Origin of the sequence: Nostoc sp. PCC 7524 (assembly GCF_000316645.1) — a bacterium.
Taxonomy (GTDB): domain Bacteria; phylum Cyanobacteriota; class Cyanobacteriia; order Cyanobacteriales; family Nostocaceae; genus Trichormus.
In genome coordinates, this window is record NC_019684.1 from 1,969,231 (window position 1) to 1,985,988 (window position 16,758).

The following is a 16,758-nucleotide window of genomic DNA, read 5'->3' on the forward strand; positions in this document are numbered from 1 at the left end:
ACTGGGGCAATTAGGCAAACTTTTCTGGATATATCTTTAAAAATTACCGAAAAGAAATGATTTATCGTGGTAGATATGAGGTAATAAAAGTATCTACCATCAACCACCCATGAAGCAGATACAGATATGTTGTCTCAATCCAGAGTGTCATAACCCGCCAGTTCCCGAACACATCAAATTCTGTCCCAACTGCAATGTCACTCTAGTCACGTTGAGAAACCGCTATCGTCCCATTCAATCATTAGGTGGTGGAGGATTTGGTAAAACCTACTTAGCAGAAGACATTGACAAACTTAACGCCCAGTGCGTAATTAAACAATTTGCACCGCAGATTACCGGCACAAACGCCTTCCAAAAAGCCAAGGAATTATTTTTACAAGAAGCGCAGCAACTACAAAAACTCGGTGAACATTCACAAATTCCCACCCTGTTAGCTTATTTTGAACAAGATCACCGTTTGTATTTAGTACAACAATTCATTGACGGCGAAAACTTATTGCAAGAATTAGCACAACAGGGAATATTCTCAGAATCAAAAATCTGCGCCTTATTACAAGATTTATTACCCATCTTGAAATTAGTTCACGAGTATGACGTAATTCACCGAGATATTAAACCAGAAAACATTATGCGTCGTCGTAGTGATGGCAAATTAATATTAATTGATTTTGGGGCATCAAAACAACTCCAGGGAACAGTTAAAACAGGAACATCAATTGGTACTTTTGGTTATGCTTCCCTAGAACAAATGCAAGATGGGAAAGTATATCCTGCTAGTGATTTATATAGTTTGGGTGCAAGTTGTTTTCACTTATTAACAGGAGTTCACCCTTGGCAACTGTGGCAAGAAGATGGCTATGGATGGGTAAAAAATTGGCGTAATCATTTACAAAAATCTGTAAACCCTGACTTGGGGAGAATTTTAGATAAATTATTACAAAAAGATTATCAACAGCGTTATCAATCTGCCCAAGAAGTCTTACAAGATTTAAATCGTCCTCAAATACCGCCTACAGTACCTTATCAGCATCCGCAAGTATCACCATCGCAACCGTTAAACATAAAATCTTCCCGACGTGGTTTTTTGCAAGTTGCGGGTTTATTTTTTGGTGGTGTTGCTGTGACAGTGGTTGGACAAAATTTATTTATAAAATATACCAAGAAAACACTACAATTACAGCAAACCATCACTGCTCACTTTCTCTCGGTTAATTCCCTAGCATACAGCCCCGATGGACAAACCCTAGCCAGTGGGGGTCAGGACAGGACTATCAAACTGTGGAACCCGCGTACAGGAAAGCTACTCCAAACCCTCACAGGTCATTCTGACTCGGTTAAGTCCCTAGCATACAGCCCCGATGGTCAAACCCTGGCCAGTGTGAGTAGGGACAGCAGTATCAAACTGTGGAATCCGCGCATAGGAGAGCTACTCCAAACCCTCACAGGTCATTCTGACTCGGTTGATTCCCTAGCATACAGCCCCGATGGTCAAACCCTGGCCAGTGGGAGTGAGGACAAGACTATCAAACTGTGGAATCCGCGCACAGGTCAGTTACTCCAAACCCTCTCTGGTCATTCTGACTCGGTTGGTTCCCTAGCATACAGCCCCGATAGTCAAACCCTGGCTAGTGGGAGTAGCGATGACACTATCAAACTGTGGAATTCGCGCACAGGTCAGCTACTCCAAACCCTCACTGGTCATTCTAACGGGGTTTATTCCCTAGCATACAGCCCCGATGGTCAAACCCTAGCCAGTGGGAGTTGGGACAAGACTATCAAACTGTGGAATCCGCGCACAGGTCAGTTACTCCAAACCCTCAGTAATCATTCTGACTCGGTTTGGTCTTTAGCATACAGCCCCGATGGTCAAACCCTGGCTAGTGGGAGTAATGACAAGACTATCAAACTGTGGAATCCGCGCACAGGAGAGCTGCTCCAAACTCTCTCTGGTCATTCTGACTTGGTTTGGTCCCTAACATACAGCCCCGATGGTCAAACCTTGGCCAGTGGGAGTTGGGACAAGACTATCAAACTGTGGGGTTACGGTGAAGGATGAAATGTATTTAATTTAACTGAATATACCTGATAGTCATCACTTGTATCGGTAATGTACAGACTTTTAATTTTCCTGAAAAAACCGTAAAATTACTGAAATAAAATGATTTGTTGTGGTAATTATTGAAGAATAAAGGTATCTACCACCAACCACCCATGAAGCAGATATGTTGTCTCAACCCGGAATGTGATAATCCTTCAGTTCCCCAACATACAAAATTCTGCCCTAGCTGTGGAGTTGCTTTAGTCATATTGAGAAACCGCTATCAACCATTTAAACCCTTGGGTGGTGGAGGATTTGCTAAAACTTATTTAGCGGTAGATATTGATAAATTAAACGAAAAATGCGTCATTAAACAATTTGCACCCCAAACCCAGGGAACAGCAGGGTTGCAAAAAGCCACAGAATTATTTTTACAAGAAGCGCAGCAATTACAACAACTCGGTGAACATCCACAAATTCCCACCCTGTTAGCTTATTTTGAAGATAATAGCCGTCTGTATTTGGTACAACAATTCATTGACGGCGAAAATTTATTGAAAGAATTAGCACAACAGGGAATATTTAAAGAATCCAAAATTCGCGACTTATTACAGGATTTATTACCAGTTTTGACAGTAATTCACAATCAAGGAATTATACACCGAGATATCAAACCAGAAAATATCATGCGTCGTCGTAGTGATGGCAAATTAATATTAATTGATTTTGGGGCATCTAAGCAATTACAAGGAACAGTGAAAACAGGGACATCTATTGGCACTTTTGGCTATTCTCCCTTAGAACAAATGCAGGATGGAAAAGTATATCCTGCTAGTGATTTATATAGTCTGGGTGCAACTTGTTTTCATTTGCTAACAGGAGTTCACCCTTGGCAACTGTGGCAAGAAGATGGTTATAGATGGGTAAAAGAATGGCGTAACCATTTAAAACAAGCAGTGAATCCAGAATTGGCGGATATTTTGGATAAGCTATTACAAAAAGATTATCAACAACGTTATCAATCAGCCCAAGAAGTTTTGCTAGATTTAAATCCCCCTCAAATACCCCCTACAGTACCTTATCAGCATCCACAAGTATCGTCATCCAAAAAGCAAACACCACCGCTAACATCAACACCAAAATCTTCACGAAGGGGTTTTTTACAAGTTGCAGGCTTATTCGGTGGAGGGTTTGTTTTAGCTGTGGTGGGGCAAAGTATATTTAGGGATAATTCAACCCCAAAACTAGAAACTATCCCAACATCACAACCTACCCCAAGTCAAATCTCAGAATTCACGTCACAACCTACTCCAACGCCAACATCAGAATCTACATCACAACCTACTCCAACAACAGACAGCGAACTAAGATCATCTGTAGGAATGGACTACAGCGAACTACAAAATTTACTGGCTGCGGGAAATTGGAAAGAAGCAGATGAGGAAACGAGGCGATTAATGTTAGCTGTGGCGAACCGGGAATACGAAGGTTGGTTGGATACTGACAGCATTAAAAACTTTCCCTGTACAGACTTCCGTACAATTGATGGGATATGGGTAAAGTATAGCAATGGTCGCTTCGGTGTTTCTGTACAGAAGCGAATTTACCAAAGTTTGGGGGGAACGGATGAGTATAATAGCAAAATATGGGCAGCTTTTGAGGAAAAGGTAGGATGGCTAAAAGGGGGAGATATTACATTTGATAAGTCAGCACCAGAAGGCCATCTTCCTTGGTGGGGAAATAGAGGGAGTTATGATTGGTTGGGTTGGTTATTCTCTTTTGATTTTACTTGTAAACTGTAACGTATAAATACTTAGCTTATAAAAATTATTAAAATTTATAAACAAATGATTTTCCGCGAAGACCTGCGGGTTGTGGTTTTCAATTCTTATACTTAATGAATCGGCATTCTCAATAGAAGCGATCGCCTGTTGAGCAAAAACTTAGCTAGACTAAAGACAACCCCTCATGCCAGCGAGAGCTTATTTAGCTTTGACCCCAATCATGAGGTAATTGTTAGATGGATTCCTTAACTAATCAATATCGTCAAATCATCAACAAAATTTTGCAAGATTACGCTGATTTTCTTGATAATGAACAACAAGTGCAGGTTGAATTAGTGTTAGATGAAAAACGCGATCGCTATTTACTAGTCGAAACAGGCTGGCAAAACGGTTATCGTATCTATGGCACATTATTACACATTGATATAATTGACCATAAACTCTGGATTCAACATGATGGCACGGAAGATGGAATTGCTAATGAATTAGTGGCTGCGGGAATACCAAAATCACAGATTGTTCTAGCATTCAAATCACCAGAAATTAGACAATATACAGAATTCGCAGTTTTTTAATTTTATTTTGTGTTACGGCGATCGCAGTCTCGGTAATGTAGAATGTTTTTTCATAAGGAATTTACAACTTCTGAAGTAAGCGCGATCGCTCTACTCTAATCTATTAACCTGAACTACAAACAAGTATCAAAACTCCATTTGCAGTTCAGTAGATGAAAATAGGCTAATTAAGCGTCAGACTTAGGCAATTGGGCAAACTTGTCTGGATATATTTCCACTGTCAAATTTTGGTCTTCACGACTAGCGAGCGATCGCTTCACTTCACCCAGGTATAGTGGTATGGAAAGTCCTGGTTCTGGATGGATGATGGTACGCGCCCGAACTGTTAGCTGCGTATCTCCATTTCTACCACCACGACCAAAAGAATAGAGATTGCTAGCGGCTTGAAGTAACGTAGCTTCTACTTCATCCGGTGAAATCTGCGGTGATGTGGTAATTACTGCTTGATTTGAACCATTATCGTAAACTAGGGTGTACTTAACTGCACCCGGAATCACGGTACGGCTCAAAGGAACTATTGACAGGGCAAACAAACCACCAGTTAGCACCAACATAAAGCCCGTTGTACCTACTAGCCGAAAGCGGATGCCCCATTTAAACAGAAAAGCCAGTATTGCTAAGGCAGCAAATACCAGTGTGGCAATACCTGACCATTGAGTGTATTGCAGAAAGTCAGCTGTTGTAAGCATACAGATTAGCTACTTAGGTGTCTTTTCATGGATGATTTATGCACCTATTTTACCTAGATATGTTGCATTCAACGTTTCTACTATTTCTGTCGGTGTATAAATTTGATTTCTCAGTGTTACTAATATCGCCGACAAGTAATAGATAAACTCCCATCATTGCCAATAGCAACATTTACCCAAAATTCAGCCGGACATTTTTCGATTGAGTTACCTGTTTTAATCTGTATATCTTCTGATAGTTGGCACTTTTGAAATTGTCCTTTCTCATCAAAGTATATATAATTTTGAAATTTACAAGGAAAAGTAGATATTCCTGAAGCAGCACTGACTTGCAATGTTGTATTCTGTCCAAGAACACAACTTGCTAAAAAACCGTTTGCATAACGATTAATATTACCTGGTTCACAACTAATAGAGGCTTGAGCAGGTAGACAAATAGAAAAATTTAGACTAATTACACCTAGGGAAGTTAATAAAAAAGCAGATTTTAGAGATGAAAATTTCATGGGAATAGATAGAATTAAGCAGCAAAAACAAGACAAAAAAAATGGCATCTTAAAAAAGATGCCCGTTATGCAGGAAAACCCTAAAAGGGTCGTCCCTACACCTTCCCAACAATCAGCAACAGTGGCTAATTAAGGTTAGCCACACTCACAGTCACAAACGTGAATATATTCATACTATTAACTACAATCGATGAATAACCGCAGTGTAACCACTGAAAATTAAATTTTGCCTAATAATTTAGTAAGTAGTTGAATTTACTACTAAACTAATCAGCATTATTTACCAATTTTTTATGTGGATTGTAGTGATATGTACTGCCACAAATAGCTGCAATCATTAACCAAGAGAGTGTATTCAATCTAAAGTCAAATAGGGTGACATCAACTGTGTTAAATAGTAACCATGCCACAAACACCACAAGATAACTGAAAAATATTAACTTATCCTCTGGAACTATATATTTCGATTCTTGTAGAAGTTGGATACCTGCAAACAATATCCAGCCTAGTAAACCGCAAAATAACATAGCACTTGGCAATCCAGTTTCGGCAGATAGCATTAAAAACAAGTTATGAGGATGTCCCAAATCAATATTCATCTGGGCTTTATAGAGGGCTGTAAAATTACGCAAACCCCATCCTGTCCAGGGATGTTTCTGAGTTAAAGACCAAGCAAACTGCCACTGAGTTGTTCGCATTAAAGCAACTGGCCTATCTGGATACAGCTCATCGTTTAACCTAGCCCAAAAGAAAGCCGGAACAATGCGGCGAAAGATTTGGGCAATAGGTGAGGGTGCAAAAGCTGCAAATAATATACTAGCAACGACAGCCGCAACTCCAGCTACCAGCCAACGCCAACCGAGATAAAGGGCAAACGCTAGACAAGTAATAATAGCGATCGCCCATCCATTCCGCGAGTTAGTTAAAATCAGTGCAGCCAAGTCGGCAACTAAAATGATCGGGAGTAGGGAGTAGGGAATAGGGAGTAGGGATTGATTTGTTTTCCCAGTCCCCAGTCCCCGCTCCAACAATAAACCTAATCCTAGAGTGAAAACTATTGCCAGATAAGCAGCAAAAATGTTGGCGTGCATGAAAATGGCGGACATTCGTCCTGGAGGATTGCCGCCGGGTGCGATCGCTACATCTAGCAACACAACCTGTAACTGCAATGTCCAGCCAAAAAACAACTGTCCAAAGCCTAAAATTACTACTGGGATTGAACTAAGCACAAAAATCCCAGCGATGCGCCTTAATTGAGCAGTAGTTTGAATTAAGGCACTTAGTCCAGCAAACACCAAGAAAAACGGCAGTAGATTGAATAAGCCAAGGAAAGCTGCTGCTTTGTCTAGAGCAAAGCCAGCAGAAATCAACAATAAGACACTAAATAGTGCAAATCCCCAGTTAATGGGACGGTGAATAATTGTCCTGAATTGACGCAACCAAGTGAATAATGTCGCAAATCCCAGGCTAACAGCTCCCAACAAGGGACTTAATGGGAATATTAGTAAACCGATTTGCAAACAATTCCAAGGCAATTGCAAATTAGGATTGGGATGGTAAAAAGCTGTCTTCAAGCTAACTCCCAACATTCAGCACGAGTGAGACGAATTTGCGCCAAGGTAAAAACAGTCGGAATGATCCGACCATAATTAGTAGTGATCATTCTCCACCCTAAATCTGCAAAAAACCAAGCCCACATCATCGGCCCGACAAAGGCAAATAGACTGCGAACTGCTGTATATCGAGCAGCACTCAAAGTCATACCTCGACGAGCCATTTGCAATGCTACATAGCCTTGAAATTGTGATGTTGCCGCTTGTGAACCTTTAATAACTGCTTGTGTGGCTACTTGATAAGTAGCAAAGTGGATAGCAAATTGGCGAGCAATTTGTTGCAGCACAAATGGTTGAACTACGGAGGTAACAGCTAAGGCGCTACCACCTTTTAACAATAAGCTCAAGGGATCACTCTGCAATAAAGGCGGTAAAGGTTGTTTAATTTCTGATTTCACCAGTTGATTTTGTAATTGCAAAGCCAATTTTTGCTGTTCGTGTTTTGGTAATTTTTTCCAAACTTGCCCCAGCAGATACAAAAATACTTCTGCTTCTAAATCAATGGTTGTTAAATCTTGAGAATAAGGAATTTTTAAATACTTACAGACTTGCATGAGTGCTTGACGGTAAGTTACTTGTTCTGTGCGTCCCCGTAAGACTGTCATCCCGTCTGCGGCTAAAAACCGAAAGCGATCTTCTAGTGAGTCTAGCCAAGCTTGGCGACTTTGACTTTGGATTTCAATAGGTTCAGGTGTTTGAACATAATCTAGGGGATTAAACTTCCGACTAAACAGAATTGCTGTTAAGTCCTTTAATTCATCTTCGGTAGCCAACTCTAACGCTGCCCTTAGCTCATCCAATTTCCCTTCCTCCCTTCCTGAGAGCGTATCTGTACCCTATTCTACTAGGGGATTGGGGATTAGGGACTGGGGCAAGACTACTTTCATCGCTTGGTAGTGTACGAGGTTCTTACTACAAGCAGACAGACTTTTTAATCTTGTGCATAAATCAAAAATTTCAAACTGATTAATCAATATAGGTCACAGTAGATTCAAAAATAAATTGAAAAACTGTGATGAAACACACTTTTATTCTGATCTAAGTTTAATCTAAATAGAGGTCAATTCATGCTAGTTTCTACTTTTGAGTTGCTCGTTAAACCTCAGTTTCCGAAAGCCGCAAACCTACCAGTACAAATACCACCAGCGTTAAAAGGGAATATTGAAAAACTCAGTCGTAATGTGATTCAGGGTTATTTTTTAACTTTGAGTAATCTCAATGCTTTTGAAGTTACTTTGTCTCTTGTATTTACAGTAGTTTCTAATCCTCCTGTCAATATTAAGGAAATTGTGGCCTTCCTGGATGTAGATGAAACTAATATGCTAGCTGAACTAGAACCTGATTTTGCTCCCAACAAAATCAGATTTACCAGAACTATCAAAGCTGGTGAAACTGGTTTATTTCTGCTACAGCCAAACATTCTGAAAGAAGGATTATTAGCAAAAGCAAATTTTGAAGTGCGGGGATATGTAGAAGTATTTATTTCTTCGCTTTCTACTGGATACAATTCGGCTAAACTGCTCCTAACCCCTGAGCATAGAGGCACTTTCTACAAGAATTTAGACGCAGAAGGTACTAAAGTTCAGTTAGATCAAATAGCATATTCCCTACCTACTGCTCATGGTGGTTCTCTATTTGAGCTTTCTTTTCACTAGAAATGGAATAATTACACCAATTCCACGCAAGCCTACACAGCAACATGAAATACAGCAGATTCGATGTTTATGAGGTACAGCAAATAATTGAAAAGTAATGAGTGATAAGTAGTGAGTAATAAGTAAATTGTTTACTCATTACTCATTACTCATTACTCATTACTCAGCCAAAGATTGAGGGTTATGAGGAATACAAGGTAGATTAACTATCGACTACTAACTATTGACTATTGACTGATGAATGATGTTGTAGTGATTGGTGCGGGTATGGCAGGTTTAATCTGCGCCCAGCAATTAAATCAAGCTGGTTATTCGGTGCTAGTTGTGGATAAATCCCGTGGCTTAGGAGGAAGACTAGCTACACGTCGGTTATATGAAACTAGGGCTGATCATGGTGCTTGTTATCTGAAACCCAAAGGTGAATTATTCACCGATTTGGTAAATTTGTTGTGCGATCGCCAAATTTTAGAAGTCTGGACAGATACTGTTTACGAGTTCACAGCAGATACGGGTTTATCTGCACCGCAAAATCGCACTCCTCGCTATGTTGCACCTGCGGGGATGAGTGCGATCGCTAAATTTCTTGCCCAAGGTTTAAATATATTGCTGAATCAGCGAGTCACAGCGATTAATCTCACCTCTGAAAACAGTTGGCGGCTTACCCTAGAATCTGGTGATGAGGAATTAACTGCAAAAGCTTTAGTGATTGCGATTCCAGCACCGCAAGCTTTGATGCTATTGCAACCATTGGGTGCAGGTGTCTTGGGCAAACAGTTTCTCGAACATTTGCGTTCTGTAGAATTTTATCCATGTATTAGCGTCATGAGTGGCTATCCTGCTACATCATCACCGTTACCAGACTGGAAAGCTATTAGCTTTACCGATGATGCTGTTTTAGGATGGATTGGTTTAGACAGCAGCAAGCGTCATCAATCTCCACAACCTGTATTTGTGGTGCAAAGTAGTGCTAATTTTGCCCAAATCCATCTAGATTCATCGGATTTGCAGCCTCTAGGACAGCAAATTGTCCAATATGCCGCCCAAATTTTAGAATTGCCTTGGTTGGATCAGCCTGAGTGGTTGCAAGTACATCGTTGGCGCTACGCTTTTCCCCGTCATCCTTGGCAACACACTGTACTATCTGCTCCAGCCATACTTCCCCTAGTTTGCTGTGGAGATTGGTGTGGAGGCAATCTTGTAGAAGGGGCGATGCTGTCTGGACTAGCTGCATCTATAGAAATTAACCATCAATTAGACCAGTTACTTCTACCAGATGTGAACTTTTTCAAAGTTTTTACACAATAATTGCATCTATCGTTAGACTGGTTGTTCCATATAGTAAGTCTCACCTTTGTGACTTACTAATTTTTATTACATAATTTAAGTTTCGTCAAAAAAATAAATACCAAATCAAAGATTAATTTAGTCTGTGTTTATCTGCTTTTAAATAAGCAATGTTAACAATTAAAGGAGCTTTACTTTCTTTATTCATTTACATTGATTAATAAGCTTTATCTGATTTTGCATCGATCCCTCACTATATATAATGAGTTTTGTGTAGATTTTACGCAAAAGTCCTGAAATTTGAAAAAATTAAAATATAAATATAAAACATCAGTTATCCACTAGCCTATTCAGCGTTTTTTCAGTACCTATATTGTCAAACAGTCTCAAATACAAGGAAAATCCGTAGAGCCAGATATGTGGTATTCTACCCAAATAAAAAGTTCGTTTACGGTCGGAGCATATAGGTTGAGATAGCTTCTAAGTGGCTACTAATAAAAGTTTGCTGTTTAGCGAGTTTATTCTCTGAATTAATTTAATTAATCAGCAAATAAAACAGGAGTTAAAAATTTATGAAAACCGTAGTTAATTTAACACAGCAATCAGTCCTAGGGGAGATTGAAAACGTTTTAGATACATATCCATATCATCCTTATCAACAGGCTTTTGCTATTTCTGATTTACGCCAAGAGTTAATTGCTTTTGTCCTCAACCGGATTCCCTGCTTTTACAGCGCAGTATCTGAGGAACAATTATTACTACAAAACTGTGATCGAGAAAGCCAATTGAATCAAAAGTTACCTCGTAGTCCATTAGAGCAGCAACTACACTTGCAAAGGTTGATTCATCAAGGTATTGATTCTATCTTTCAAGCCAAGTCAGACTGGATTAGTCATCACCTTTGCGAATCAGTTGAAGCAAGTTGTGAGCCATCACACTGGTTTGGTTAATACACCTAAACAATTTTAGATAGGATGCAAAATTTAACTTTCTGTTGAAGGGAGATAGCATCCACAAGATTTTGAGATAAGCTCTTGCCAAGAATCAGCTAGAAATGCAATTCATGGCAAGGGCTTAAGAAGTAAGTATGAGATGATAGCTGATTTAGGTAGATGCGATCGCTCATTAAATTCCTGATGTACATAATAATTATCGCCAGATTCTGTATGTGATCTATTTGAAGTTACGAAATAGGCGATGTTTGATCACAAGCTACTCTCTACACTCTCCGAAGTGGAAGATGAAACTATTTACCTTAGCTGTTGACGTTCTTCTTCTACCGAGAATGGTTCAAAGTTGTCAGGTTGAGAACGGTTTTGTTCTTCATACTCTGGTTGAACCATCTCAAAAACGTAGACAAGTTCCCCACGAGCTTGATCCGGTGTTCTTCCCCAAGCATGACAACTTGATATCGATGGTAGATGGGTAACAGATGTGCCATAGTCGCCGGGGCGGTTCAAAGTGGTGTAGTCTTGCTGCGGCTTCATAGAGATTGTGTGAGGTTGAAATTACATATTCAGTGTATAAGCAAAATCCCACAAATAGGAAAATTCAGGCGTGATTTATGCTGTGGGAAATCGCCCTGGGGCAATTGATCTTAAGGCCATATCATGACAAAACATATACCCTGCCAAAATTCTGCATTCACAACGATGAAACTGGCTGACGGAGATATCCTAAATTCGTGGGTAATTGCGCGTCTCCTTCCGGATATGCGACGAGTAACTATTGCTAGCTTCCGCCATCGTTCTCATGCAGAAAGGTATTTGCGAAATTTGCGCCAATTAATTCCTGATGCTCGCTTTGTGGTGGTTTTTGATGCTCAACATGACGAAGCTGTAATTTAAGTTATGTGAAGCGATCGCTCTTAAAAATCCAGAAAGCGATCGCTTCGTAGAAAATTATTCCTTAAGATAGATGACAACCATTTTATACAGCAACCCTAGCTACTTTTAGCTATCTGCTACAGATGACAACTTTATCCGCAACTAAGCAAAGATTTTCTACTTTATACTTCTTAAAAACTGAAGTTCGTTCAGCACTACAAGAACTCTTCAGTTCTACAGTTTTTGTTGAATCTTTGACAAGTTTAGCTTGGTACGTAAACAGAGAACCAGAGCTTTTTTCCACAGTTAGTTCTCCTAGAATTGTATTATTGTCTAAACTTTGCTCCAAAATTCTCCCTGCAACTTTGTAGTTAAACCAATCCCATCCGTGACGAAGTATTAAATCTCTTTCTAAAACTTGAATCGCAGATGGCAAAATTCCCCAACCTCGATAAACTTGATTTAGGCAATCAATGTCACCACTGCGTTGCAGAATTGCTCGGAATGAATCTTGATCAAGTAGCCCATAATATCTTGCTTCGGGCAAATCTATAGCTGTGGGTGCAAAGCGATGTCCTCCAAAATGACTAGATTTCCAAATGCGAATATTTTCTAAGTTTAAATTATCTATAGTAGCAGCAGCATTGAAATAGAAAGGATTACCATATCTGGCGCAACACTTGTCATGGCTACCGTGGGTACATACTAAAATATCTCTGCTCACACTGGTTTCTATTTCATAACCAGGCATTTTTCCCCATAACCATTTTTTAACAACCCCTGCTACCTGTTCGATATGGGGTAGCTGAAACTCGTATTTATTATATCCATGACTTAAACCCTCTTGCTTTTGATAAATCAAAAGGGTTGTATGCTCAACTTTATGAGTTAATTCATTAGCAATTAAAAGAAATCTGATTGGTAGTTTTGATTGAGTTACTTCTTCTACCAAAATCTGTAAATTCTTGGGTACCCACTTAGAATCAAAAGCATTAGATACCCAAGGAAGAGGACATTCAACAAGAATATAAGTCTGGTAATCAGTGGCGCTACCAATAACATCTTCACCTAGTTGACGTGTATAGTCAGAACAAAAAAAGTTACTCATTTTTGATGCTAATTGACTGTTCTTATAAACAATATTTTTGAAAACTAAATTGTATTCCGAGTTACAATACCTCCTCATCAAAACGAAAAAAAAGAATAATTTGCATTTACTGGTTAAACCCAAGTAGCCACTTTATAGCATTATTTCCAATAAACGTCTTCCCTATTAAGAAAAATTCCAGAATAGGATGATGAGGGACTTGTTTGAGGCATTGTCGCGGATAGCATGGAATATTTAGCTGAAATGCAGGTTTCAGGCAAAAATACTTAAATAATTGTTTCGTTAAACTCTGACTGCTGATAGTAGTTAATTCAGTATTTATAGCTAATGACTTGGTATGAAAATCTTGTGATTTACAAGATACTTTGCTATTTTTATGTCTTAAGAACTTCCCATCCTTATACTTAAGTAATACTAAAGATAGTTGCAGTAACCTTTTCTTAAGTAAATACCCTTGATTTTGTTCGTAACTCTTGATTAAGAATGCTCTGGTAAACCAACTCATTCCCAACTGTTCTGCCATCCCAGCTATTTGAATTTGCCTTTTAGATAAAAGTTGCCAATTTTTATCAACAAGTTGATTAAAAAACGTCATTGACTCGTATAAAGGTATGTTTTTAAACACCTTATACGCAGTTAATAGATATTTCATCAGCCAAATTTTTGTTCAAACTTTGATTGATTATTCATACTTTCAGTGTCTAAATTACAGGTTCTAGTGAAGTAGACAAACTAAGCAAATTGCATATAGTCTTTGCTAGATCATTTCCACTTGTGCCATTTAGATGATTTTGAGACACCTAGTTTTAAAATAACTGAAGTTGAACATTAATGCAACTATTTTTTAATATATCTACTACTTACAAAAATATCATTCATGTTATAAGCCTTGTAAAATAAGGTTTACAGCCTTTTGTATTGATAAAAGTCTATGATATTTATTATGTATAACATTAAACTAATTAAGAATTATTCTCAAATACTAGATACAGTATTTATTCATTTCTGCTGCTGATGCACAAAAGAATCGAAAATCAATGCCGTAAGCTTTATGGTAATTTTTTAGACTAATTTAATTCAAATTCTTCGGAAAATAAATTTATGACAGCCATCTTAGCCCTAGATTTTGGTGGAACTAAACTAGCAGCAGCAGTAGTAAACCGTGGTTCTAGAGAATGGTTGCGTTATCAGCGTCGTTTTTCCCCAGCCGATGGAGATGTGAACACCGACTTAGAAATCATGCGATCGCTCATTCATTCCCTACTGCAAGATGTCACTCCCTCAGCCATTGGTGTCAGTTTTGGCGGGCCTGTAGATGCTACAACTGGCACAGTACGATTATCTCATCACGTTCCTGGTTGGGAAAATATTCCCCTCAAAGACTTACTAGAACAAGAGTTTGGCATACCTACCAGTCTAGACAACGATGCTAATGTTGCCGCTTTGGGCGAATACAGTTTTGGTGCTGGTCAGGGATACGATAGCCTGTTTTACATTACTATTAGCACTGGCGTAGGTGGTGGTTGGATACTTAATGGTAAACCCTGGCGGGGTGCAGCAGGGATGGCTGGCGAACTTGGACACATGGTTGTAGATCCGAGTAGCCCTGTATGTTTGTGCGGTAAAAGAGGATGTGTGGAACGTTTAGCATCAGGCCCTTACATGGGGCAGAATGCCAAGGAGATTTTAGCAACCCTAGAACCTCAAGGCGGTGAAATATTGAGAAATTTGGTAGATCATAATCTCAATTCATTAACAGGTCAGCTGATTAGTGAAGCTGCCACCAAGGGAGATAATGTAGCTCAAGCAGTTTTGCAAAAGTCTGCTTGGGCATTGGGTACAGGTATTGGTAATGTCGCTAATCTGATGAATCCGCAGCGTTTTATCTTGGGCGGTAGTGTCACCAAAGCAGGTGAAAACTGGTGGAATGTAGTACAGAAAACTGCCAGAGAAACAGCTTTACCAGAAGTGATGTTTGAAATTGTGCCAGCAGCATTAGGGGATGATGCGCCATTATGGGGTGCTGTAGCCTTGGCCGAAGAATAGCCCTCTGGCATTAATTCTTAAAACCCCCGTAAACGAAGCTACGGGGTACACACAAGTTGAGAGAATCTTAACTTGTCTCTTACACCCTCTCAGACTCAGGCGATCGCAGACAGCAGAGTGTAGTTCATCACACGCTTTATTACAACAATAATATTAAGGGTATGTAACTGTGTATTAGCTATGGGTTTATGCCGCATTGCCAAATTTGCTTCCCTAATAATTGCTTCTGTCTTGTTGATTTGGATATTATTTCCCGCAACTATCGTACCTCCTACTGACCCTGGTGAGGCGATCGCAATTTATGTTACAGACTACGGTTGGCATTCCAGACTGGTATTACCCAGTGGTAACGGTGAATTAATTCAATATGCTTACGGTGATTGGAATTATTTTGCCCTCAACCAGCAGGACTGGAGAAATGGAGTAGCAGCACTTTTATTACCAACTCAAGGTACTCTCGGCCGGCGCAAGTTTAGTAATATAGCTGAATTTCAGCAAATCATGCAACAGCAAAATGTCAGCATATTAAGTTTACAAGTCGCACAAACCAATGTCACACGGCTACTGCAATTATTAGATGAACGTTTTAACCACAATATTGCAACGCGCATCAAAAATCTACAAACAGGTTTAAGTTTAGTCCAAGATGACCAAGACTATACCATGTTACATAATAGCAATCATGAAATAGCTGCATGGCTAGAAGATTTAGGCTGCCGTATTCATGGCTTTATCATGTGGGCAAATTTCCGAGTAAAAAGTCAATAACAGGGTGTAGGGGGTAGGGAAGACGGTGATGTCAGGTTCTTGTATCCCCTACCAACACAATTGCCTTTAAGGGCAGGGCTTGTACCCAAGAGGTTGTTGAGGCTTTTTCTTTCCCCACACCCCACACCCGCCCCAACGGGGCTGGTCAATCCCTTCGGGGAATTCAAAACATGGTCAATAGTCATTAGTTAATAGCAATTAGTATTCAGTATTAACAACAAGATTTTTCTCTAACAGAAAATAGGTATTCCCAAAAATAATTAGGTTTGATGATGCGTTATAGTATTATGCTGCAATTAGTCGCCACTATTACATTGATTTTCCTTGGTACTGCTGCTTTATTTGCTTGGTTGCAGTATAGTCCTACTCCACAAGAAATGAATACGCAGGGCAGTATTAAGACTGTTTTCAGAAGAGATTGGGACTAATAGTCCCCAGTCCCCAGTCCCCAGTCCCCAGTCCCCAATCCCCAATCCCCAGTCACCTATCACCTTTCTTCCTAGTCAATTCAATACTAATTTTGCCGCCGAAATCGGGAATAGGCGCAGCTGGTTTAGTCACAATAACTTGAACTTGTGTGATTTGATGGCATTGTTCGAGAATAGAGTCAGCGATCGCACCTGCTAACCTTTCAATTAAAGCAAACTTAGAAGTCTTGACCAAATGTTGAATCAAGCTAATAACACTGCGGTAATCTAGAGTATCGGCGATCGCATCAGTTTTAGCAGCTTGAGCCAGATCTAACCATAACCTCACATCCACCTCAAACCATTGTCCTAGCACCTGTTCCTCTGCCAAATACCCAGTGTAGCCATAGCAGCGAATGCCTGTTAAGTGAATAGAGTCCATAGTCATTAGTCATTAGT

General features: G+C 39.6%; 17 protein-coding genes. 9 read left to right on the forward strand and 8 right to left on the reverse strand.

The window, feature by feature from the left end; genetic code table 11:
• The first annotated feature begins 109 nt into the window (after positions 1-109).
• The 3 genes from NOS7524_RS07820 (at position 110) to NOS7524_RS07830 (ending at position 4,397) form a co-directional block, all read left to right on the forward strand.
• Positions 110-2,056: a serine/threonine-protein kinase gene (locus NOS7524_RS07820; protein ID WP_015137944.1), complete on the forward strand. Its 1,947-nt coding sequence runs from the start codon at positions 110-112 to the stop codon at positions 2,054-2,056.
• Positions 2,057-2,211: 155 nt separating this feature from the next.
• Positions 2,212-3,840: a protein kinase domain-containing protein gene (locus NOS7524_RS07825; protein WP_015137945.1), complete on the forward strand. Its 1,629-nt coding sequence runs from the start codon at positions 2,212-2,214 to the stop codon at positions 3,838-3,840.
• A gap of 218 nt (positions 3,841-4,058) precedes the next feature.
• Positions 4,059-4,397 (forward strand): XisI protein, encoded by a 339-nt coding sequence (locus NOS7524_RS07830; RefSeq protein ID WP_015137946.1) that lies wholly within the window; start codon positions 4,059-4,061, stop codon positions 4,395-4,397.
• Between the two features lie 167 nt (positions 4,398-4,564).
• Here the strand turns inward: NOS7524_RS07830 and NOS7524_RS07835 are convergent, their stop codons facing one another.
• The 4 genes from NOS7524_RS07835 to NOS7524_RS07850 form a co-directional block, all read right to left on the reverse strand.
• Positions 4,565-5,086 carry a Ycf51 family protein gene (locus NOS7524_RS07835; RefSeq protein WP_015137947.1) on the reverse strand — a complete coding sequence of 174 codons (522 nt, stop codon included), beginning with the start codon at positions 5,084-5,086 and terminating at the stop codon, positions 4,565-4,567.
• A gap of 119 nt (positions 5,087-5,205) precedes the next feature.
• Positions 5,206-5,592: a hypothetical protein gene (locus NOS7524_RS07840; RefSeq protein ID WP_015137948.1), complete on the reverse strand. Its 387-nt coding sequence runs from the start codon at positions 5,590-5,592 to the stop codon at positions 5,206-5,208.
• A gap of 266 nt (positions 5,593-5,858) precedes the next feature.
• Complete coding sequence (locus tag NOS7524_RS07845) at positions 5,859-7,181, reverse strand: O-antigen ligase family protein (protein WP_015137949.1); 1,323 nt, start codon at positions 7,179-7,181, stop codon at positions 5,859-5,861.
• Positions 7,163-8,005, reverse strand: a complete 843-nt coding sequence (locus NOS7524_RS07850; protein ID WP_015137950.1) for a YaaW family protein — start codon at positions 8,003-8,005, stop codon at positions 7,163-7,165. Before NOS7524_RS07850 ends, NOS7524_RS07845 begins: the two co-directional genes overlap by 19 nt.
• Before the next feature lie 267 nt (positions 8,006-8,272).
• On the opposite strand from NOS7524_RS07850, the gene NOS7524_RS07855 reads away from it, so the two are divergent.
• The 3 genes from NOS7524_RS07855 (at position 8,273) to NOS7524_RS07865 (ending at position 11,094) form a co-directional block, all read left to right on the forward strand.
• The gene (locus NOS7524_RS07855; protein WP_015137951.1) at positions 8,273-8,860 is read left to right on the forward strand and encodes a hypothetical protein; all 588 of its coding nucleotides are present in this window, start codon (positions 8,273-8,275) and stop codon (positions 8,858-8,860) included.
• A gap of 237 nt (positions 8,861-9,097) precedes the next feature.
• Positions 9,098-10,165 carry an NAD(P)/FAD-dependent oxidoreductase gene (locus NOS7524_RS07860; RefSeq protein WP_015137952.1) on the forward strand — a complete coding sequence of 356 codons (1,068 nt, stop codon included), beginning with the start codon at positions 9,098-9,100 and terminating at the stop codon, positions 10,163-10,165.
• A 551-nt stretch (positions 10,166-10,716) separates the two neighbouring features.
• Positions 10,717-11,094, forward strand: a complete 378-nt coding sequence (locus tag NOS7524_RS07865) for a hypothetical protein (protein ID WP_015137953.1) — start codon at positions 10,717-10,719, stop codon at positions 11,092-11,094.
• 300 nt (positions 11,095-11,394) lie between these two features.
• On the opposite strand, the gene NOS7524_RS07870 is transcribed toward NOS7524_RS07865, so the two are convergent.
• Positions 11,395-11,631, reverse strand: a complete 237-nt coding sequence (locus NOS7524_RS07870; RefSeq protein ID WP_015137954.1) for a hypothetical protein — start codon at positions 11,629-11,631, stop codon at positions 11,395-11,397.
• A 123-nt stretch (positions 11,632-11,754) separates the two neighbouring features.
• Here NOS7524_RS07870 and NOS7524_RS07875 point away from each other — a divergent pair, with 123 nt between their 5' ends.
• Complete coding sequence (locus NOS7524_RS07875) at positions 11,755-11,991, forward strand: hypothetical protein (protein WP_041555230.1); 237 nt, start codon at positions 11,755-11,757, stop codon at positions 11,989-11,991.
• Between the two features lie 109 nt (positions 11,992-12,100).
• On the opposite strand, the gene NOS7524_RS07880 is transcribed toward NOS7524_RS07875, so the two are convergent.
• Positions 12,101-13,078 (reverse strand): sucrase ferredoxin, encoded by a 978-nt coding sequence (locus tag NOS7524_RS07880; RefSeq protein WP_041555231.1) that lies wholly within the window; start codon positions 13,076-13,078, stop codon positions 12,101-12,103.
• A gap of 106 nt (positions 13,079-13,184) precedes the next feature.
• Positions 13,185-13,673: a hypothetical protein gene (locus NOS7524_RS07885; RefSeq protein WP_144050851.1), complete on the reverse strand. Its 489-nt coding sequence runs from the start codon at positions 13,671-13,673 to the stop codon at positions 13,185-13,187.
• Positions 13,674-14,179: 506 nt separating this feature from the next.
• Between NOS7524_RS07885 and NOS7524_RS07890 the strand changes: the two genes are divergently transcribed.
• Positions 14,180-15,124, forward strand: a complete 945-nt coding sequence (locus tag NOS7524_RS07890; RefSeq protein ID WP_015137958.1) for an ROK family protein — start codon at positions 14,180-14,182, stop codon at positions 15,122-15,124.
• A gap of 180 nt (positions 15,125-15,304) precedes the next feature.
• Positions 15,305-15,892, forward strand: coding sequence for a DUF2459 domain-containing protein (locus tag NOS7524_RS07895; RefSeq protein WP_015137959.1), 588 nt, complete (start codon positions 15,305-15,307; stop codon positions 15,890-15,892).
• 480 nt (positions 15,893-16,372) lie between these two features.
• Here the strand turns inward: NOS7524_RS07895 and folB are convergent, their stop codons facing one another.
• Entirely contained in the window at positions 16,373-16,741 is a 369-nt protein-coding gene (folB, locus tag NOS7524_RS07900) for a dihydroneopterin aldolase (RefSeq protein WP_041555232.1), read from the reverse strand.
• Positions 16,742-16,758: the final 17 nt, after the last annotated feature.